The sequence below is a fragment of the Pseudocitrobacter faecalis genome, from assembly GCF_965231525.1.
Lineage (GTDB): Bacteria > Pseudomonadota > Gammaproteobacteria > Enterobacterales > Enterobacteriaceae > Pseudocitrobacter > Pseudocitrobacter faecalis.
In genome coordinates this window covers 2660630-2681911 of the sequence record NZ_CBDDNJ010000002.1, presented here as the reverse complement: position 1 = coordinate 2681911, position 21282 = coordinate 2660630, and the positions used below count along the sequence as shown (strand labels likewise).

General features: G+C 52.5%; 17 protein-coding genes. 12 read left to right on the top strand and 5 right to left on the bottom strand.

The window, feature by feature from the left end:
* Positions 1–196: 196 nt before the first annotated feature.
* The 3 genes from ldtD to ACOXYR_RS13450 all read left to right on the top strand — a co-directional run bounded on the left by ldtD (position 197) and on the right by ACOXYR_RS13450 (position 3393).
* Entirely contained in the window at positions 197–1996 is a 1800-nt protein-coding gene (ldtD, locus tag ACOXYR_RS13460; RefSeq protein ID WP_407732444.1) for a L,D-transpeptidase, read from the top strand.
* Positions 1997–2178: 182 nt separating this feature from the next.
* Entirely contained in the window at positions 2179–2730 is a 552-nt protein-coding gene (mepK, locus tag ACOXYR_RS13455) for a peptidoglycan L,D-endopeptidase MepK (RefSeq protein WP_108474678.1), read from the top strand.
* A gap of 15 nt (positions 2731–2745) precedes the next feature.
* On the top strand, positions 2746–3393 hold the full coding sequence (locus ACOXYR_RS13450; RefSeq protein ID WP_108474573.1) for an MBL fold metallo-hydrolase: 648 nt from the start codon (positions 2746–2748) through the stop codon (positions 3391–3393).
* Positions 3394–3613: 220 nt separating this feature from the next.
* Here the strand turns inward: ACOXYR_RS13450 and ACOXYR_RS13445 are convergent, their stop codons facing one another.
* From ACOXYR_RS13445 to pncB, 4 genes are all read right to left on the bottom strand, one after another.
* A complete protein-coding gene (locus ACOXYR_RS13445; protein WP_421355561.1) occupies positions 3614–4804 on the bottom strand; it encodes an amino acid aminotransferase in 1191 nt (396 codons plus the stop codon).
* Between the two features lie 186 nt (positions 4805–4990).
* Entirely contained in the window at positions 4991–6073 is a 1083-nt protein-coding gene (locus ACOXYR_RS13440) for a porin (protein ID WP_308434234.1), read from the bottom strand.
* Between the two features lie 599 nt (positions 6074–6672).
* The gene (gene asnS / locus ACOXYR_RS13435; RefSeq protein ID WP_421355560.1) at positions 6673–8073 is read right to left on the bottom strand and encodes an asparagine--tRNA ligase; all 1401 of its coding nucleotides are present in this window, start codon (positions 8071–8073) and stop codon (positions 6673–6675) included.
* 165 nt (positions 8074–8238) lie between these two features.
* A complete protein-coding gene (gene pncB / locus ACOXYR_RS13430) occupies positions 8239–9441 on the bottom strand; it encodes a nicotinate phosphoribosyltransferase (protein WP_113857352.1) in 1203 nt (400 codons plus the stop codon).
* A gap of 265 nt (positions 9442–9706) precedes the next feature.
* Between pncB and pepN the strand changes: the two genes are divergently transcribed.
* Positions 9707–12319 (top strand): aminopeptidase N, encoded by a 2613-nt coding sequence (gene pepN / locus ACOXYR_RS13425; RefSeq protein ID WP_350436785.1) that lies wholly within the window; start codon positions 9707–9709, stop codon positions 12317–12319.
* Positions 12320–12359: 40 nt separating this feature from the next.
* Here the strand turns inward: pepN and ssuE are convergent, their stop codons facing one another.
* Positions 12360–12929 (bottom strand): NADPH-dependent FMN reductase, encoded by a 570-nt coding sequence (gene ssuE / locus ACOXYR_RS13420; RefSeq protein WP_113857350.1) that lies wholly within the window; start codon positions 12927–12929, stop codon positions 12360–12362.
* Between the two features lie 347 nt (positions 12930–13276).
* Here ssuE and ACOXYR_RS13415 point away from each other — a divergent pair, with 347 nt between their 5' ends.
* From ACOXYR_RS13415 to pyrD, 8 genes are all read left to right on the top strand, one after another.
* The gene (locus tag ACOXYR_RS13415; protein WP_108474566.1) at positions 13277–13828 is read left to right on the top strand and encodes a fimbrial protein; all 552 of its coding nucleotides are present in this window, start codon (positions 13277–13279) and stop codon (positions 13826–13828) included.
* A 73-nt stretch (positions 13829–13901) separates the two neighbouring features.
* Positions 13902–14579, top strand: coding sequence for a fimbrial biogenesis chaperone (locus tag ACOXYR_RS13410; protein WP_421355559.1), 678 nt, complete (start codon positions 13902–13904; stop codon positions 14577–14579).
* A 24-nt stretch (positions 14580–14603) separates the two neighbouring features.
* Positions 14604–17198 carry a fimbrial biogenesis usher protein gene (locus ACOXYR_RS13405; RefSeq protein WP_421355558.1) on the top strand — a complete coding sequence of 865 codons (2595 nt, stop codon included), beginning with the start codon at positions 14604–14606 and terminating at the stop codon, positions 17196–17198.
* Between the two features lie 17 nt (positions 17199–17215).
* Entirely contained in the window at positions 17216–18262 is a 1047-nt protein-coding gene (locus tag ACOXYR_RS13400) for a fimbrial protein (RefSeq protein ID WP_421355557.1), read from the top strand.
* A 42-nt stretch (positions 18263–18304) separates the two neighbouring features.
* Positions 18305–18817 carry a fimbrial protein gene (locus tag ACOXYR_RS13395; RefSeq protein WP_421355619.1) on the top strand — a complete coding sequence of 171 codons (513 nt, stop codon included), beginning with the start codon at positions 18305–18307 and terminating at the stop codon, positions 18815–18817.
* 10 nt (positions 18818–18827) lie between these two features.
* On the top strand, positions 18828–19337 hold the full coding sequence (locus ACOXYR_RS13390; RefSeq protein WP_421355556.1) for a fimbrial protein: 510 nt from the start codon (positions 18828–18830) through the stop codon (positions 19335–19337).
* On the top strand, positions 19303–20016 hold the full coding sequence (locus ACOXYR_RS13385; protein ID WP_199538675.1) for a fimbria/pilus periplasmic chaperone: 714 nt from the start codon (positions 19303–19305) through the stop codon (positions 20014–20016). The genes ACOXYR_RS13390 and ACOXYR_RS13385 overlap by 35 nt, the downstream gene beginning before the upstream one ends.
* A gap of 110 nt (positions 20017–20126) precedes the next feature.
* Complete coding sequence (pyrD, locus tag ACOXYR_RS13380; protein WP_108474560.1) at positions 20127–21137, top strand: quinone-dependent dihydroorotate dehydrogenase; 1011 nt, start codon at positions 20127–20129, stop codon at positions 21135–21137.
* Positions 21138–21282: the final 145 nt, after the last annotated feature.

The following is a 21282-nucleotide window of genomic DNA, read 5'->3' as shown; positions in this document are numbered from 1 at the left end:
AATAAAAAACCCGGCGCGAAAGTGACCGGGTTTTTTCTCATTCAGGGAGAAGCGCCGTTTTAGCTATCTGCTTTTGCGGCCAGAGGGGGTATTATCTTCAGACTTCTTTACATTTGGTCAGGCAGAAATTTTTTGTCTTTATATACTGAGAGTAAGCCCGTTTTACGAGCATTAATGCAATAACAGGGGGCAAGGGATGTTGCTTAATAAAAAGAATGGTCGTCGATTGTCGGTCGTGAGTGTGTGTCTGGCAATGACGTTTGCTCCACTGTTTAACGCGCTGGCCGATGAGCCAGAAGTCGTGCCTTCCGACAGTTCCGCCACCGTTGCGGAAACTGCGCCTGCGCTGGCGGTTCCGGGAAGCCAGGCGTCAGCGATGGCGAATCTGTTGGGAACACAGCCGCTCCCGGATGGGGCTGCGGCGAAAAGCCGGGCTGATATTCAGTCCTGGCTGCCAGCAGGCTACACGCCTGTTTATCTCAATCCATTGGTTACGCTTTACGCCGCACACGATATGAAACCGATGTGGGAAAATCGTGATGCCGTTCGTGCGTTCCAACAGCAGCTGGCCGAAGTGGCGATTGCTGGTTTTCAGCCGCAATTTACCAAATGGGTTGAGCTGTTAACCGACCCGAAAGTAAACGGGATGGCGCGGGATGTCTTGCTGTCTGATGCACTGATGGGCTACCTGCACTTTATCAGCGGTATTCCGGTTCAGGGTAATCGCTGGTTGTACAGTGCGAAACCGTACACCATGGCGACGCCGCCGCTGTCGGTCATTAACCAGTGGCAACTGGCGCTCACTGAGGGCACATTACCGCAGTTTATCGCCGGGCTGGCTCCTCAACATCCGCAGTATGAAACCATGCACCAGACACTGTTGTCGCTGCTCTCGGACACCAAACCCTGGCCGACGCTGAAATCAGGCGCGTCACTGCGGCCTGGGCAATGGAGTAGTGATGTCCCTGCGCTGCGGGAAATTTTACAACGTCATGGCATGCTTGATGGTGGGCCCAATATTATGCTGCCAGGTGACGAACCGGCCGTCAGCCCATCCGCGAAAACCAGAAAAACGGCAAAGTCTGGCCCACAAGCGTATGACCGTACATTGTCCGACGCCGTTAAGCGCTTCCAGGCTTCACAGGGGCTGGGCAGCGACGGCGTCATTGGCGGTGCCACGCGTGATGCGCTCAATCTTTCCAACGCCGAACGTGCCGGTGTCGTGGCGCTGAATATTCAGCGTTTGCGTTTGCTACCCGGTAAACTTTCTACAGGCATTATGGTGAACATCCCGGCGTATTCGCTGGTCTATTATCAGGACGGCAATCAGGTGCTGGCGTCGCGCGTCATTGTGGGGCGTCCGGATCGCAAAACGCCGATGATGAGCAGCGCGTTGAATAACGTGGTGGTCAATCCGCCATGGAACGTACCGCCAACGCTGGCGCGCAACGACATTCTGCCGAAACTGCGTAACGATCCCGGTTACCTTGAGCGTCACAACTATACGGTGATGCGCGGCTGGAACAGTAGCGAAACCATTGATCCCTGGCGTGTAGACTGGTCAACCATCACGGCGTCAAATCTGCCGTTCCGCTTCCAGCAGGCACCAGGGCCACACAACTCACTCGGGCGGTATAAATTTAATATGCCGAGTTCGGACGCCATCTATTTACACGATACGCCGAACCATAATTTGTTCCAGAAAGATGCCCGCGCGTTAAGTTCTGGTTGCGTGCGTGTGAATAAAGCCTCTGAACTCGCCGGTATGTTATTGAGTGATGCCGGATGGAATGACGCGCGAATTTCCGATGCGCTGAAGCAGGGGAATACACGCTACGTGAATATTCGACAGAATATCCCGGTGAATCTTTATTACCTCACCGCCTTTGTTGACGCTGATGGAAAGACACAATATCGCACAGATATTTACAATTATGATGTAACAGCGCGATCTGGCGCACAAATCCTGCCAAAAGCGGAACAATTAATCAGATAAATGAAGTAGTTCAGGTAATTTAGTGGTCGTATCTATGTCGCAACGCCCACCACGGAAAGCCCTGGTGGTGCGGGTTGCGCTGGGATGGTCGCCTTGACGCTGGCAGAAATGCCCGGTAAGGTGCCCTACGTGCGCCAGAAGTGCATAAATTTCGATCACATTTACTTGTAGACCTGATTATCATGGACAAATTTGACGCTAATCGCCGCAAACTGCTGGCGCTGGGTGGGGCTGCGCTGGGCGCTGCTGCTATCTTGCCGACGCCTGCACTTGCTACCCTCTCGACCCCACGTCCGCGGATCCTGACGCTGAACAATCTTCATACGGGTGAGTTGATAAAAGCCGAGTTTTTCGACGGCAGAGGCTATATTCAGGATGAATTAGCAAAACTCAATCATTTCTTCCGTGATTTTCGCGCGAATAAAATAACCACTATTGATCCCTCATTATTCGATCAGCTTTATCGGCTGCAGGGCTTATTAGGCTCTAATCGTCCGGTACAGTTAATCTCTGGCTACCGCGCCATTGATACGAATAATGAATTACGAGCCCATAGCCGTGGTGTAGCGAAAAACAGCTACCACACGAAAGGACGGGCGATGGATTTCCATATTGAAGGTGTTTCGTTAAGCAATATTCGCAAAGCCGCGTTATCTATGCGCGCAGGTGGTGTAGGATACTACCCACGTAGCAACTTTGTGCATATTGATACCGGGCCGGTGCGGCACTGGTAACGAAACAGGAGCCTTATGAACTATCGTATTATTCCGGTCACCGCGTTCGCGCAGAACTGTTCATTGATTTGGTGCGAGCAAACGAAACTTGCTGCGCTGGTCGATCCTGGCGGCGATGCTGAGAAAATCAAAGAGCAGGTTGAGGCCGCTGGCGTTACCCTGGTTCAGATTTTACTCACTCACGGGCATCTCGATCACGTAGGTGCGGCGGCGGAGCTGGCTGCGCACTACGGTATTCCTGTGATTGGGCCGGAAAAAGAAGATGAGTTCTGGCTGCAGGGATTACCGCAACAGAGCCGGATGTTCGGCCTCGAAGAGTGTCAGCCTCTGACGCCTGACCGTTGGCTGAATGAAGGCGAAACGGTAAGCGTGGGCAATGTGAAGTTACAGATACTGCATTGTCCGGGTCACACGCCGGGCCACATCGTCTTTTTCGATGATGCGTCCCGGCTGTTGATTTCCGGTGATGTTATCTTTAAGGGCGGGGTGGGGCGCAGTGATTTTCCGCGCGGTGACCACGGCCAACTGATCGACGCGATTAAACGCAAGCTATTGCCGCTGGGTGACGACGTGACGTTTATTCCAGGTCATGGCCCTCTGTCAACGCTCGGCTATGAGCGGCTGCACAACCCGTTCCTGCAGGATGAAATGCCTGTCTGGTAATAGCAAAAAAGGCCGCGAAAGCGGCCTTTTTCCTGAGGACAAACGCAACATTGCCTGATGCGCTACGCTTATCAGGCCTACAAGGCTCCTGCAATATATTGAACTTGCACTGTTTTGTAGGCCGGATAAGGCGTTTACGCCGCATCCGGCAAGAACAAAGCGCACTTTGTCAGTGAAATAAGGCCGCGAAAGCGGCCTTTATTATGTCGTCTGACCCGTCTTACAACACGGCGACAATGGCTTCGCACAGCGGCGCCATGTTGTCCGGTGTCATACCCGCGACGTTGATACGGCCAGAAGCCACCGCATAGACGCCAAACTCTTCACGCAGACGCAGCACCTGGTCTTTGGTCAGGCCGCTGAACGAGAACATGCCGTTCTGTTTGGTGATAAAGCTGAAGTTGCGGTTCGCACCTTTCTCCTGCAGCGTGTTCACAAACAGCAGACGCATGCGCTGAATGCGTTGACGCATATCGGTCAGCTCCTGTTCCCAGATGGCGCGCAGCGCGTCATTGCTGAGAATGGTCGCGACAACGGATGCGCCGTGAGCCGGCGGGTTGGAATAGTTAGCACGAATCACCGACTTCATCTGGCTGAAGGCGCGATCGGCGTTGTCAGCATCGCGGGTGACCAGGGTGCAGGCACCCACACGTTCGTTATACAGACCGAAGTTTTTAGAGTAAGAGCTGGCAACAATCAGCTCATCATGCAGCGCGGCGAACGCGCGCAGACCTTCGGCATCTTCTTCCAGACCACGGGCAAAGCCCTGGTAGGCGAAATCGAACAGCGGTAGCCAGCCTTTCTCAGCGGAAAGCTTCGCCAGTTGTTGCCACTGCTCCAGCGTCGGATCGATACCGGTCGGGTTATGGCAGCAGCCGTGGAACAGCACCACATCACCAGCCTGTGCATTGTTCAGGCTGGCAATAAGGCCATCAAAATTGAGCGCGTGGGTCTGGGCGTCGTAGTAGTCATATTCGCAAACTTCGAGGCCAGCGGCGTTGAACACACCTTTATGGTTCGGCCAGCTCGGGTTGCTTACCCAAACGCGTTTCGCGCTGGTGTTTTTGGCGAGGAAATCTGCCGCGACGCGCAGTGCGCCGGTACCGCCAGGCGTTTGCGCCGTACGGGCGCGTTTCGCATTGACGATTTCACTTCCTTTACCGAACAGCAGCTCCTGCGTGCAACGACCAAACTCCGGGATACCATCAATACCGAGGTAATTTTTGGTCGTTTCATTTTCCAGCAGATAAAGCTCCGCTTTTTTAACGCTGGTCAGAACCGGGGTTTTACCGGTCTCATCTTTGTAAACTCCAATCCCGAGGTTGATTTTGCTCGGGCGGTCGTCGGCACGAAACAGATCGGCCAGGCCCAGAATTGGGTCGGCAGGGGCGGCTGTAATGTTCTCAAACATGACGGGGTTCCATTTATGAGTGACTTGGAGAAATCCGCTATCAGGTTAACGGCAGATTTACAAAATGCCAACCGTTTGCAATGAAAAGCGCGAGCCTTTTCAAAAGTCGCGATTTTTAACTAGTGTAAACGAGAAAAACAGGGCCGAAGCCCTGTTTCCTGTGCATATAACAAAGTGGCGTACTGATTAGAACTGGTAGACGATACCCACAGCAGCCTGGTCGTCGGTAGACAGGCCAGTGGCTGCGGTGTAGTCGTTTTCGTCCAGCAAGTTGAACTTGTACGCTGCATAGACGTTCATGTTTTTGTTGAAGTAGTACCAGGTGCCGACTTCAACATATTTCAGCAGGTCAGCAGTGCCGCCGTCGAAGCCAGGGCGTGACGCCAGGTTTTTACCTTTAGACTGTACGTAGCCAACGGAGGGACGCAGGCCGAAGTCGAACTGGTACTGAACCACTGCTTCAATGTTCTGTGTTTTGTTGGCAAAGCCCGCGTCTTCCGGGGTCATGTTGTAGGTCTGAGAGTACATGACAGCCGCATAAACGTTGTTTGCATCGTACTTAGCAGAGGTCGCCCACGCTTCGGCTTTGTCGCCGCTTGCGCTAAAGGCCTGGTTTTTCTGATCGGTAGTACGGTTAGAGTTAGCGTAGCCTGCGGAGATAGCAAAGCCTTCGCCAAAGGCCCAGGTCGCAGAGGTACTGATACCGTCGCCGTTCTGCTTCTGAATGTTACGATCTTCGTTTTTGCCCTGATACTGAACCGCGAAGCTCAGACCGTCGACCAGCCCGAAGAAATCTGAGTTACGGTAGGTTGCTACGCCATTGGTACGCGCAGTCATAAAGTTATCGGTGTAGTTCCAGCCGTCGCCGCCCCACTCAACCAGCATATCGGTTGCGGATTCAACGTCGTAGATAGCGCCGTAGTTACGACCGTAGTCGAAAGATCCGAATTCACCGGCTTTCAGGCCCGCGAAGGCCAGACGGGTTTTGGTGGTTTGGGAACCTTCAACGTTGGACGCATCCATGTTGTATTCCCACTGACCGTAACCGGTCAGCTGTTCGTTAATCTGAGTTTCCCCTTTCACACCAATACGGGCATAGGTGGTATCCGAGTTGCTGGTGTCACCATTGGTGGTCCACACATGCTCACCGACCATTTTGCCGTAAAAGTCCAGTTTGTTGCCGTTTTTGTTGTAGATTTCTGCAGCGTTAGCTGCACCGGCTACCAGCAGGGCAGGGATCACCACTGCCAGGATATTGCGCTTCATCATTATTTATTACCCTCATTAGGTTTTTTTTATATCGACACTCGCCACTGCCGCCAATAACTTCTGTCAATAAAAATTTACAAAAGTATTGATGATAGTTTGGTGTCTTTTTGTGTCTGAGAGGCATATTTCCATTCAAACCACCGTTTCGCTAGCCGGAAAGTGCTACAAATATCCTAATTAAGTAACAAAAAGAAATTTTATGTAACAATAAATTAAAGATAAGGAACTTTGTGAGACAACTCAAAGTTCTGTTGGGGTTAGGGTAAGCGTTAGTGAATTGCTGTATATCTATATGAATTTCTTATCTTTAATTTAATTATGGGTTGTTTATTGCGCAAGTTGCTGTAATTGTGAACAACTGAAAATGTTAAAATTAAGTTTCAGAAAGGACGTGATCTCGCTTGAAAATAATACTATTTGCTCAGGTGAACCTAAAATCCACAAAGAATTGCGTGTTTTTTGTGCGAAAACGTTAACAGAAATGGGATGTAACAAACTACGTTCTATAGGGGGGTTGATCCTTAAGGTAATTGACGAAGATTTACGTTAAGGGCACAAAAAAGGCCAGCATTTGCTGGCCTTGTTGAAATAGCGGAGCTTTAGAAACTGGCGTTACGCGGCGTTCTTGGGAAGGCAATCACGTCACGGACGTTTTGTACGCCAGTTACATAGGCAATCAGACGTTCGAAGCCCAGACCGAAACCGGAGTGCGGTACGGTGCCGTAACGACGCAGATCGCGGTACCACCAGTAATCCTCTTTGTTCAGGCCCATCTCTGCCATACGGGCATCCAGCACGTCCAGACGCTCTTCACGCTGAGAACCGCCGATGATTTCACCGATACCCGGGGCCAGCACGTCCATCGCCGCGACGGTTTTACCGTCGTCGTTAAGACGCATGTAGAATGCCTTGATCTCTTTCGGATAGTTTTTCACCACCACCGGCGCTTTGAAGTGTTTCTCAGCAAGATAGCGTTCGTGTTCGGAAGAGAGGTCAACGCCCCAGTAAACCGGGTTTTCAAAGGTCTGGCCGCAGTTTTCAAGGATGGTGACCGCGTCGGTGTAATCCACCTGTGCGAAATCCGCCTCGATAAAGCGTTGCAGACGTTCAATAGCGTCTTTATCCACGCGTTCAGCGAAGAATTTCATGTCGTCCATACGTTCTTCAAGAACCGCTTTGAAGACATATTTCAGCATGGCTTCCGCCAGCGCGGCGTTATCTTCCAGGTCGGCAAACGCGACTTCCGGCTCCAGCATCCAGAACTCGGCCAGGTGGCGGCTGGTGTTGGAGTTTTCAGCGCGGAAAGTCGGGCCGAAGGTGTAGATTTTTGACAGCGCACAGGCGTAGGTTTCGCCGTTCAGCTGGCCGGAAACGGTCAGGAAAGACTCTTTTCCGAAGAAGTCTTTATCGAAATCGACTTTACCCTGGTCGTTACGCGGCAGGTTTTCCAAATCCAGCGTGGAGACGCGGAACATTTCGCCAGCGCCTTCGGTATCGGATGCGGTGATCAGCGGGGTGGACACCCAGAAGAAACCCTGCTCGTCGAAGAAACGGTGCAGCGCCTGCGCCAGCGTATGGCGAACACGCGCCACTGCGCCAATCAGGTTGGTGCGTGGACGCAGGTGCGCCACTTCACGCAGGTATTCGATGCTGTGACGTTTGGCCGCCATCGGGTAGGTATCGGGATCTTCCACCCAACCGGTCACTTCCACGTGGGTCGCCTGGATTTCGAAGCTCTGGCCCTGGCCCTGAGACGCCACGACTTTACCGGTGACGACCACGGAGCAACCGGTGGTCAGACGCAGGATTTCCTGATTGTAATTGGGCAGAGAATTATTAATAACGGCCTGTACAGGATCAAAGCAGGAACCGTCATAGACGGCGAGGAAGGAAAAGCCAGCTTTTGAATCTCGGCGAGTACGCACCCATCCGCGCACGGTGACTTCGCTGTCAACGGCGGCACGGCCCTGGAGTACGTCGGCTACAGGCACAACGCTCATAATAGTCTCTCTGTTAAGTTGTCCAATAAAGATTAAGTTGCTCCCTAAAAAGGGAGGTATCTATGTTACCTGTCATCCGCTATCAGACAAGCAGATTTCGCACTGTGAAGGGGAGAATTCAGAAATTAATAAAGAAGAAGGGAGCCGATTGGCTCCCTTTGGTGATTAACTCGCCTTTTTGACCTGAGGCAGGTCGAAGGCTTTGCGCAATGCGCGAACGAATGCCTTGTCGTGACAGATGGTTTTGCCAGGGCTGTCGGAGAGTTTTGCGACCGGCTTGCCGTTACATTCCACCAGTTTAATGACGATATTCAGAGGTTTTACCTGGGGAATATCGCAGGTGAGACGAGTGCCAATACCGAAGCTCAGGTTCACGCGCGATGAGAAGTGGCGATAGAGATTGACCGCTTTGGGCAAATCGAGATTATCGGAGAACACCAGCACTTTGCTGTGCGGGTCGATACCCAGTTTTTCATAATGGGCAATCGCTTTTTCGCCCCATTCAACCGGGTCGCCAGAGTCGTGGCGTAGCCCCTGATAACGGGTAGCAAATTCCGGCCCGAAATCGCGCAGAAAGGCGTCCATGGTTATGCAGTCGGTCAGGGCGATACCCAATTGGTCTGGATATTCTGCAAGCCAGGCCGCCAGCGCCGCACGTTGGCTGGTTGCCAGGTCAGGACTAATTTGCTGATGCGCCTGGAACCACTCGTGCGCCTGTGTACCCATTGGGGTAAGGTCGAGACGACGAGCGAGATCGTAGTTGCTGGTACCGGTAAACCACGGCTCCTGCTGGAGACGTTTGACGATCGCTTCCTGCACGTCGCGGGAGAAACGACGACGAGTACCGAAATCCATCAGGCGGAACGCGGACATATCAAGGTCAGCGGTCATACGCGTGAAATCAGTGAGTTTATGCTCAAGCATTTCAAGCGCCTGCGGTACGCCTTCTTCCGGCGAACGGTAGCGATGAACCAGCTCGCTTATCACCGCCAGTAGCGGCACTTCCCACATAATGACCTCACGCCATGGGCCATCGAGGCGAATGTTCAGCTTGCCGTTGTCGTTGGTAACGGTCACCTGTTGCGGGTCGTAGCGAAAATCGCGCAGCCAGTTCAGGTAATCTTCTTTAAAGAAGGGTAGCCCTGAAAGCCAGTGATATTCATCATCACTGAGTTTCAGCGAACGCATAGCGTCTACCTGTTCCCGAATGGCATCAGCATAAATGCCCAGCAGATCGTCACCACGGCAGCGGAATTCCGCTGCGACGTTAACGTCGTAGTAGTGGTGGAATACGGCCTGCTGCATATGCAGTTTGTAGGCATCCGTATCAAGCAACGAATGCAGAACAGGAGTCACGAATTGAGTCATGGTGCGCAATAGCATCCTCTCACAGGAGCGTTTAGTAAAATAAACAACAGGGAGATTAGCAGGAGTATACCTTGTTTATTCATTTATTGAACCCCGATCACATCATAAGGCCTGCTAAGGGGCTAGGGCATTTCGTGCCAATGTGTTATCCAAATGTAGCAATTTTTGGTATTTGTCTGGAAAAGATGAAGATTCTGCATAGCGCGATTTAAACAACAGGAATAGACTGGATACGACATTTTACAAACGACGCTAAAGGTTTTTTATGACACAACAGCCCCAAGCCAAGTACCGCCACGACTACCGTGCGCCGGACTACCTGATCAGTGATATCGACCTGGCCTTTGACCTGGATGCCGCAAAAACCGTCGTGACGGCCCAAAGCCAGGTTTCCCGTCATGCAGCGTCTGATGTGCCGCTGCGTCTGGACGGCGAAGATTTAACGCTGATTTCCGTACACGTGAACGGCGAGCAGTGGACGAACTATAAAGAAGAAGAGAAGCAACTGGTTATCAGCGGCTTGCCAGAGCGTTTTACGCTGCAAATTGTGAACGAAATCAGCCCGGCGTCGAACACCGCGCTGGAAGGGCTTTACCAATCGGGCGAAGCGCTGTGTACGCAATGCGAGGCGGAAGGTTTTCGTCACATCACCTGGTATCTCGATCGCCCGGATGTTCTGGCGCGCTTCACCACTAAAATCACCGCTGACAAAGCGAAATACCCGTTCCTGTTGTCTAACGGTAACCGCGTTGCGCAAGGCGAGCTGGACAATGGCCGTCACTGGGTACAGTGGCAGGATCCGTTCCCGAAACCGTGCTACCTGTTTGCGCTGGTAGCGGGTGATTTCGATGTTCTGCGCGATACCTTCACTACCCGTTCCGGGCGTCAGGTGGCGCTTGAGCTGTTTGTCGATCGTGGCAACCTTGACCGCGCGCCGTGGGCGATGACGTCGCTGCAAAACTCCATGAAGTGGGATGAGGCGCGTTTCGGCCTCGAATATGACCTCGACATCTACATGATTGTCGCTGTCGATTTCTTTAATATGGGCGCGATGGAGAATAAAGGTCTCAACATCTTTAACTCCAAATACGTGCTGGCGCGCACCGACACCGCCACCGATAAAGATTATCTCGATATTGAGCGCGTCATCGGCCACGAATATTTCCATAACTGGACCGGGAACCGCGTCACCTGTCGCGACTGGTTCCAGCTGAGCCTGAAAGAGGGCTTAACCGTGTTCCGCGATCAGGAGTTCAGCTCTGACCTCGGCTCGCGCGCGGTGAATCGCATCAATAACGTGCGTACCATGCGCGGCTTGCAGTTTGCCGAAGATGCCAGCCCGATGGCGCACCCGATTCGCCCGGACATGGTTATCGAGATGAACAACTTCTACACCCTGACCGTGTATGAAAAGGGGGCGGAAGTGATTCGCATGCTGCATACCCTGCTGGGTGAAGCGAATTTCCAGAAAGGTATGCAGCTCTATTTCGAACGCCACGACGGCAGTGCGGCCACCTGTGATGATTTCGTGCAGGCGATGGAAGATGCGTCCAACGTCGATCTGTCGCATTTCCGCCGTTGGTACAGTCAGTCCGGTACGCCAATTGTCAGCGTGCATGATGACTATAATCCGGAAACCGAGCAGTACACGCTGACCATCAGCCAGCGTACGCCAGCGACGGCTGACCAACAGGATAAACAGCCACTCCATATTCCGTTTGATATCGAACTGTATGATAACGAAGGGAAAGTGATTCCGCTGCAAAAGGACGGGCACCCGGTTCACAACGTGCTGAACGTCACCCAGGCAGAGCAGACCTTTATCTTTGATAACGTCTACTTCCAGCCGGTGCCGTCCCTGCTGCGCGAGTTTTCTGCACCCGTTAAGCTGGAATACAAATGGAGCGACCAGCAGTTAACGTTCCTGATGCGTCATGCGCGAAACGACTTCTCCCGTTGGGATGCGGCGCAAAGCCTGCTGGCCAACTACATCAAGATTAACGTTAACCGTCATCAGCAGAACCAACCGCTGTCACTGCCGGTTCATGTGGCCGATGCGTTCCGCGCCATCCTGCTGGATGAGAAAATCGACCCGGCGCTGGCGGCTGAAATTCTGACGCTGCCGTCGGCCAATGAAATCGCAGAACTGTTTGATGTTATTGATCCGATCGCTATCGCGGCTGTTCGCGAAGCGCTGACCCGTACGCTGGCCAATGAACTGGCGGATGAGTTCCTCGTTATCTACAACGCCAACAAATTGCCGGTCTATCGCGTTGAGCATGACGATATCGGTAAACGTTCGCTGCGCAATACGTGCCTGCGCTATCTGGCGTTTGGCGAGCGTGAACTGGCGGATAAACTGGTGCGCCAGCAATATCATCAGGCCGACAACATGACCGATGCGCTGGCGGCGTTAGCGGCATCCGTGGCGGCAGAGCTGCCGTGCCGCGATGCGCTGATGCAGGAGTACGACGATAAATGGCATCAGGATGGTCTGGTAATGGACAAATGGTTCATTCTTCAGGCCACCAGCCCGGCGGATAACGTGCTGGAAACGGTACGTAAGCTGTTGAATCACCGCTCGTTCACCATGAATAACCCGAACCGTCTGCGTTCGCTGATCGGCGCGTTTGCCAGCAGCAACCCGGCCGCGTTCCACGCGCTTGATGGCAGCGGTTATCAATTCCTGGTTGAGATGCTGACGGAACTTAACAGCCGTAACCCGCAGGTGGCGTCACGTCTGATTGAGCCGCTGATCCGCCTCAAACGCTATGATGCAAAACGTCAGGCGCTGATGCGCGCAGCGCTGGAACAGCTGAAAGGGCTGGAGAATCTTTCCGGGGATCTGTACGAGAAGATTACCAAAGCGTTAGCGTAGTGAAAAAGCCGGGTGAGGCATTGCCGCCACCCGGCATTTATTACGCATGTTCAAATTGCTGAAGAAACGCCGGAACGCGAATATCGCGACGGTGCAGCGCCTGCCAGAATGTCTCCAGCGCACTGTCCAGACGGCCCTGTAAATTTGGGCTGAACTGCGGCTTATGCTGGTAATCTGTTACCTGACTGTCGTCTGCGAACACGCCATGCAGGATCTCCTGCGCTTTTAATGCGCTCAGTACCGGTTTCAGTGCGTAATCCACTGCCAGCATATGGGCAACCGTACCACCCGTCGCTAACGGCAACACCACTTTTCCCTCCAGTGCACGCTCGGGCAGTAGATCCAGCAGCGTTTTTAACGCACCAGAAAACGACGCTTTATAAATCGGTGTGGCAACGATTAAGCCATCTGCCTGCGACAGCTGTTCGGTCAGGGTTTTCAGCGCTGGGCTATCGAAACGCGCATACAGCAGATCTTCCGGCTCGAAATTTTGCAGATGCCAGTGGCATACCTCAACGTCCACCGCCGCCAGTTTTTCACGGGCGTACTCCAGCAGAGCGCTGGAGCGTGAGGGAAAACGCGGGCTTCCCGCCAGGGTGATGACGCGCATACAACCTCCTTGCAACCTTAATGTGTGTTTTGTTTAACATTCTGAAGGGCAGTTTGGCAGACGATGCCGTGATTCCTAAATGCTTTTTCAGCTAAACGAATTCTGATAAATGGATATGCGCTTACGTGCTCTATTTAAAAAAATCGAAAGGTTTTCAACATGCTTTTATTTTGTTGAATTATTGTGATGATAAATTCAGCTGTTAAATACATTGTTCTGTATTAATCAATTAATTTTTTCTAAAAACTCAATTCAGTTGCATAAGGATAAGCGCATCTGTTTATATTCACCGATATTTTATTTTAATCAATTGAGCCATGTATTTTATTTATTAAATGGAGATATGCATGCGTAAGAATATATTAATTTTATCAATGAGCGCGATGCTGGGATGGGGTAGCGCCATGGCAGCCGATGATACTGCCGAAACAGACGGTAGCCTGACAATCACCGGTGAAGTTGTTGCTCCGGCCTGCACTATTGCGCCAGAAAGCGAGTCTGGATCTGTTGCGATGGCGAAAGTGAGCGCGACAAAACTCCAAACGCTGGGCCAGGAGTCTGGGGTGAAAAAAGATATCCCGATTAACCTGAAGGATTGTGACAACACGGTGACCAGCAACGCGGCATTTACGTTCACCGCAGAAGCCGATCCTGCCGTCGCCAGCGCGTTTAAGAATCAGAACTCGGGTAACGGCGCGGCGACCAACGTCGCGGTACAGATGTATATGCCTGATGGCACGACGAAAATTTTGCCAAATACCGAAACCGCACAAAACGGTATTCCGCTCGCCGCGACGGCTGACCAAACGATAACCTTTAAAGCGGATTACGTGGCAACGGGCAAAGCCACGGCAGGTACGGTTCAGGTTGCGACCACATTCCATATTAACTACTACTGATTTTGCCCCTGTATCCTGAAGGGGCGGGAAAGGCGAAAGGTACCCTCAAGTGAATACCCGCAAAGTAATAAGCATGGCTGCCGTGAGTTTTATCGGCACATTAACCCTCAGTGCGCCCGCCTGGGCTAACGATAGCGGCGGAGTGGGATTGGGTGCCACGCGGGTGATTTACAGCGAAGGTGATGCGCAGGTCGCGCTGAGTGTGAGAAATACCAGTAAAACCGTGCCGTATTTAATTCAGGCATGGGTGATGACGCCCGATAATAAAAAAACGCAGGACTTTATTACGACGCCACCGCTATTTGTGCTTAACCCCGCCAGTGAAAATTTACTGCGTATTATGTACGTCGGGCCTGTGTTGCCAAAAGACCGTGAATCGTTATTTTACGCAAGCGTACGCGCGGTGCCGTCAACGACAAAAAAAGAGGGGGGCAGTGTGTTAAAAATTGCCACCCAGAGCGTCATTAAGCTGTTCTGGCGTCCGAAAGGGCTCTCAATTTCTGTTAATCAGGCGGCAGAAAAACTGCGTTGCGATTGGTCAGGGCAGAGCGTCACTGTCCATAATCCCACGCCCTATTACATTACACTAACCGGGCTGACGCTCGGTGGTAAAGGCGTGAAGAACCAGATGATATCGCCGCTTGGCAGCTTTCGTTTTGACGTGCCAAACGGCGCTGTTAACCAGACAGTGAGCTACCGAACCATCAATGATTATGGTGCCGAAACGCCCTCTATGACGTGCAAGTCCTGATGGATTGACGCTCCCGGACGCGAAATGTCGAGTTCTCCACGCCAACGCTGTCATCCGCTTGCCAGTACGATTCCCTCCTTTTTAGGCGGGCTGGCGGTGTTCGCCTCAACCTCTTTGAGCGCGCTGGCTGACACCTGGTTTGATCCGGCTTTCTTTAAAGACGATCCGTCGCTGGTCGCTGACCTTTCACGTTTTGAGCAGGGCCAGCAAATCGCGCCAGGAAAATATCGGGTTGATGTCATTTTCAACCAAAGCTTTATTGCCACCCGCGATATTGAGTTTGTTGCCAATAACGAAAATCATCAGGTCGACCCCTGTCTGAATAAAACATACCTCAGCCAGATTGGCGTGAATATCGCCGCGTTCCCGGCGTTTAACGCGCTGGATGACGCCGCGTGTGTACCCCTGGCGAAGATGATTTCTGATGCCAGCGTTGCATTTGATGCCCGACAGCTTCGGCTGGAGATTTCTGTGCCGCAAATTGCGGTTAAAAAAGATGCCCGTGGCTACGTTCCGCCAGAACGATGGGATCGCGGAATCAATGCATTACTTTTAGGATATTCTTTCAGCGGGGCGAACGATGTGGAGAGCAGCGATGAAAACGGCGCCGACACGAACTATTTTCTCAACCTGAACAGTGGGCTGAATCTTGCGGGCTGGCGTCTACGCAATAACTCCACCTGGCGCTATAGCCAGGACGAACCAGGGCAATGGCAGAATATCAGCAGTTATATGCAGTACGCGCTCATTCCTGTAAAAGGCGAATTGACCGTTGGGGACAGTTATACCGGGGGCGATTTTTTCGATAGCGTCGGTTTTCGCGGCGTGCAGATAGCCTCGGACGACAATATGCTGCCCGATAGTCTGCGCGGTTTCGCCCCCACCGTGCGCGGTATTGCCAAAAGTAACGCTCAGGTAACCATTAAACAGAATGGCTATACGGTATATCAAACATACGTGCCTCCCGGCGCGTTTGAAATTAATGACCTGTTTTCCAGCGCCTCCAGCGGCGACCTGCAGGTGGAAATAAAAGAGGCCGACGGCACCCTCAACCGCTACACCATTCCTTACTCCAGCGTACCGCTTCTCCAGCGTCAGGGACGATTAAAATATGCACTGACGGCGGCACACTATCGCAGTAACAGCAACGATCAAGAGGAAAAAGCGTTTACCCAGGCGACGCTGCAATGGGGAGGGCCCTGGGGCGTCACCTGGTACGGCGGCGGGCAATTCTCTGAAGATTATCGCGCTGGCATGCTGGGGCTGGGATTTAACCTCGGTGAATTTGGCGCCATTTCGCTGGATGGAACGTGGGCAAGCAGTATGCTGGCTAATCATCAGGATTCTCAGGGGCAATCCTGGCGTTTTTTGTATGCCAAAACGCTAAATCCCTTCGGCACCAACTTTCAGTTGATGGGCTACCGCTATTCAACCTCCGGTTTTTATACCCTTGCCGATACCATGTACGACCGTATGGAAGGTTACACGGAGAGTCAGGACGATGATACTCCGCTGTGGGCGCGTTACTACAACCTCTATTACAGCAAGCGCGGAAAGCTGCAAATCAATATTTCTCAACAGCTTGGTGAGTATGGCTCGTTTTACTTAAGCGGTAGCGAACAAACGTACTGGAACACGAATGACCAGGATCGGTTATTGCAATTCGGCTACAACACCCAGATTAAGGACATTACCCTGGGATTTTCGTGGAACTACAGCCAGTCTCGCGGCCAGCCCTCTGCCGATCAGGTCTTTGCGCTTAACGTCTCACTGCCGCTGGGCCAGTGGCTCTCCTCGTCCGACGGTAATGTAAATAGTCGAGGCCACACTGCATGGATGACGTCCAATACCAGCGCCGACAACGACGGAAATGTGACGCAAAACGTGGGCGTTTCCGGTTCATTACTGGAAGACGGGAATCTCAGTTATAGCGTGCAACAAGGCTATGTGAGTCAGGGGGAGAGCGCCAGCGGGAACGCGAGTCTGGATTACAAAGGTTCCTGGGGCGAATCAAAAATGGGTTACAACTACAGCGATAACGGCAATCAGCAGCAGGTGAACTATGGGGTGTCCGGCAGCGTAATTGTGCATTCAGGCGGGGTCACCCTCGGCCAGTCGCTGGGGGAAACGAATGTTCTGGTTTCCGCGCCCGGTGCGGAAAATACCAAAATCGCCAACTACACCGGCATCAGCACGGACGGGCAAGGCAACTCGCTGCTTCCCTACGCCACGCCGTACCGCGAAAACCGTATTGCGCTGGATACCGCGTCTTTAAAACAAAATGTCGATATAGAGAACGCCGTGGTTAACGTGGTACCCACCAAAGGCGCGCTGGTGCGTGCAACGTTTAGCGCGCATGTGGGCGCGCGCGTACTGTTTAGCCCGCTCATGAAAGGCAAGCCATTACGTTTTGGCGCGATGGCTACTCTCGATAACGGGGAAAAGATCAGCGGTATTGTGGATGACGACGGCTCCCTGTATCTGTCCGGGCTACCTGAAAAGGGGAGCATCACCGTACGCTGGGGTGACGCACCAGAACAACAGTGTCGCCTGACGTTTGAACTAACGGCCGCAGAGATGGCCGCACCGATTACGCGCAAAAGCGCGCGATGCGAATAAACAGAGGAAACGGTCACATGCAACGAATCATCAAAATGCTGCTGGTGGGGGTTCTCATGTTAGCGAGCGCAAAAGTTATGGCTTACACCGGGCAGTGCCATACCGCCAGTGGCGATCCCTATATTGGCGTCAATTTTGGGGTGAGTACGATTTCTGAGGAAGAAAACCAGGCGGGGGTTGTTAAGGATAATTTTTATGCGTGGAATGAGGCCAATGATTATTACGTCTCATGTGACTGTAATAAAGACGCGGTAAGAGAAGGGCGCTGGGCGTTTGCGTCCGATTCCCCGCTGCCTGCGCTCGGCGAGAGTTGGTACAAAATTAATGATTACCTGGCAGCGCAGATATGGTTAGGTGTGAAAGGTAACTCGCCGAGTAGAGTGCCATTCGAAAATGTGGGGACCAGCGCAGATACCCGCTGGCACATTTGTGATCCCGGCGGTCAGCGGTTGGGCGGTTCGGGAGCCAGTGGTAACAGCGGAAGCTTCTCGCTGAAAATCCTGGAACCTTTTGTTGGATCGGTAACTATCCCGCAGATGGTGCTGGCCAGACTCTATGAGTGCTACAACATTCCTGCCAGCGATACCTGCTCCGCCACGGGCTCGCCGGTACTCACTTATTACCTCACAGGTACCATCAACTCGCTGCAATCCTGCTCAGTTAACGCTGGTGAGACGATCGAGGTCGATCTTGGCGATGTCTTCGCGGCCAATTTTAAAGTGCAGGGGCAAAAACCGATGGGGGCGAAGACGGCGGCACTCTCGATTCCGGTGAGATGTAACACCGGCAATAGCGGGCTGGTGAATGTCAATCTTAGCCTGACGGCCACGCGTGATAGCGAGTACCCGCAGGCAATTAAAACCTCAAGGCCCGGGGTTGGCGTGCTGGTGACGGATGCGCAGGGAAATGCGGTCTCTCCCGATGGCGGTGCTATCTCGTTGGCTATACCGGATAACCGCGATGCCTACGCGCAGATGAATGTGTTTCCCGTCAGCACCACGGGTGTGCCGCCGGAAATCGGTAGCTTTGAGGCGACGGCCTCCATCCGTATCAATTTTGACTGAGGCGTGATGCAGATGGCTAAACGGTTGTGTTTCCTTCCCGGCATGTTCGCCCTCTGTGCCTTCTCCGCGCTTGGCAATCTGAAAGGCGCCGATCAGGTGAACATGCATATTTATGGCAATGTTATCGATCAGGGTTGCGATGTGGCAACCAGCAGCGCCATGCAGAATATTTTTATTGGCAACTTTAATATCAGTGATTTTCAGGACGCGAATGCCGTCAGCGGGTCAGCCGATTTAACGATTGATATTAATGGTTGTGCGGCAGGGATAGAGGGGGCAAAAGTCTATTTTAGCGGCGATTCCGATCCCCTTGCGCCAACGCTGCTGAAGCTAACCGATACCGGAGGGGGCGGCAATATGGCGACCGGGATCGCCGTACAAATTATTGATGCGCAAACTCAGGAAGAGATCCCGCTGAACCGTTTGACCGCGCGTAATCCACTCCAGGCCGGGGATAATGAACTGAAATACAAGCTGCGTTATAAATCGACGAAAACGGGTGCCACGGGCGGAAATGCCACTGCGGTGCTCTATTTTGATCTGGTTTATGAGTAGGGCGCAGACGATGAAAACCAGGCAATGTCTCATTTATGCGCTGATGGCATGCAGCAGTCCCGCCTTTGCGCACGACGGTACCGTCAATATCAGCGGAACGTTTCGCAGCAACACCTGTATTCTTGCTCAGGACAGTAGAGCGATTCAGGTTCCACTCGGCACGCTTTCCATCAGTCAGTTTTCCGGGGGACGCGCGTCGGCTGAAAAGGCGTTCGTTATTCATCTTGAGCAGTGCGGGGCAGATGTTAGCGCGGCGAACGTAACGTTTTCTGGTCAGTCGGACAGCGCAATGGCGGATCTGCTGGCGATAGAAACCGGGAGCGGCGCCGCAACCGGCCTGGCAGTCGCCTTGCTTGATGACCATCAGGCGATCGTCCCTTTAAAGCAGGAGAGTAAACCTTATCCATTAAAACAGGGCAAGGTCGCGTTGACGTTTTATGCGCAGTTACGCCCTACGGGCGGCGAGGTGACATCGGGGGTGGTGAATGCCAGCGCGACTTTTGTGGTGCGTTATGACTAGGTATGCATTGCTGTTGCTGTGCGCGGTGTCCGGTATCAGCCACGCCGGGGTGGTCGTCGGGGGGACACGCTTTGTTTTTCCTTCTTCAAGCGATACCCGAACAATCTCTGTGACCAATACCAGTCATGAGCCCTGGCTTATCAACAGCAAAATTAACGCCCCAACAGCGTGGCAGGGGGCGATTACTGTTAGCGGGCAGCCGCCGATGTTAGCAACGCCGCCGTTGTTTTTACTGCAACCAGGAGCAACAGGAACGATTCGGTTAGTGAAAACAGATAACCGGATGCCTGAGGATCGCGAAACGCTGTTCGCGCTCAGTATCGCGTCGATCCCTTCGGGGCGGGTGGAAGATCGCAGTGTTAAAGTGGCGCTGCGCTCCTCCTTCAAACTCTTCTGGCGTCCTGCTTCGCTGAAGGGCAGCCCTGACAACGCGTGGCAACAGGTTTTATGGCAGCGTGACGCACAAGGCGTGACGGCCAGCAACCCTACGCCTTTTTACATCAACCTGGCACAGGTGAGCGTAAATGGCCGCCAGGTCGATGATGCCGGCGTGATCCCGCCATTAACGCAGCGCCATTTTGCCTGGTGTACCACAAAAATGCCCTGCAGCTTGCGCTGGCGAACCCTGAATGACTTAGGTGGGTTCACGCCAGTGAAGGAACAACGTTTTGCACAATAACGTGCGTGATGAAAACGTTTGCGTTTTTTTTGTTCCTGGTCAATTCCCTTTTTGTGCGCAATCACACATAATACGCCCCCGGTTTGCACACCGGGAATCCAGGAGAGTTCATGTACTACCCCTTCGTTCGTAAAGCCCTTTTCCAGCTCGATCCTGAGCGCGCTCATGAATTTACTTTTCAATCATTACGCCGGGTAACCGGAACGCCGTTTGAAGCGCTGGTTCGCCAGAAGGTGCCTTCAAAGCCGGTGAGCTGTATGGGATTGACCTTTAAAAATCCGCTAGGTCTGGCGGCAGGTCTGGACAAAAATGGCGAGTGCATTGATGCGCTCGGTGCGATGGGTTTTGGCTCGATCGAAATCGGCACCGTTACACCGCGTCCGCAGCCGGGTAACGATAAGCCGAGGATCTTCCGTCTGGTTGATGCCGAAGGTTTGATCAACCGTATGGGCTTTAACAACCTGGGTGTTGATAACCTGGTTGAGAACGTTAAAAAAGCGCATTTCGACGGCGTACTGGGTATTAATATTGGAAAAAATAAAGATACACCGGTTGAGCAGGGTAAAGATGACTATCTGATTTGTATGGAAAAAATCTATGCCTACGCCGGATATATTGCCATTAACATCTCTTCGCCAAATACCCCAGGGTTGCGTACGCTACAATATGGTGAAGCGTTGGACGATCTGCTTTCCAGTATTAAAAATAAGCAGACTGAACTTCAGGCGAAACACCATAAATATGTCCCTGTGGCGGTGAAGATCGCACCGGATCTTTCTGTCGAAGAGTTGATCCAGGTTGCCGATAGTTTAGTTCGCCATAATATCGATGGGGTGATTGCAACCAATACGACATTGGATCGTTCTCTGGTCCAGGGGATGAAATATTGTGATGAAACGGGTGGACTGAGCGGTCGTCCATTGCAATTAAAAAGCACCGAAATTATCCGTATGCTCTCAGCTGAATTAAACGGACGCTTGCCGATTATCGGCGTGGGCGGAATTGACTCCGTTATCGCCGCCCGCGAGAAGATTGCCGCCGGGGCGACACTGGTGCAGATCTATTCCGGGTTTATTTTTAAAGGCCCGCCGCTGATTAAAGAAATCGTTACTCACATCTAATCTTTTATCTCATTATGTGAACCAGGGCTTTATTTTAAGCCCTGGTTGCTTTATATTTCCTCATTGTTGCTTATTTAAACATTTTAGTCTTTTATTATTTAGGCAGTAAAAACGACGCGGGAAAGATTACACAGCAAACGGATGC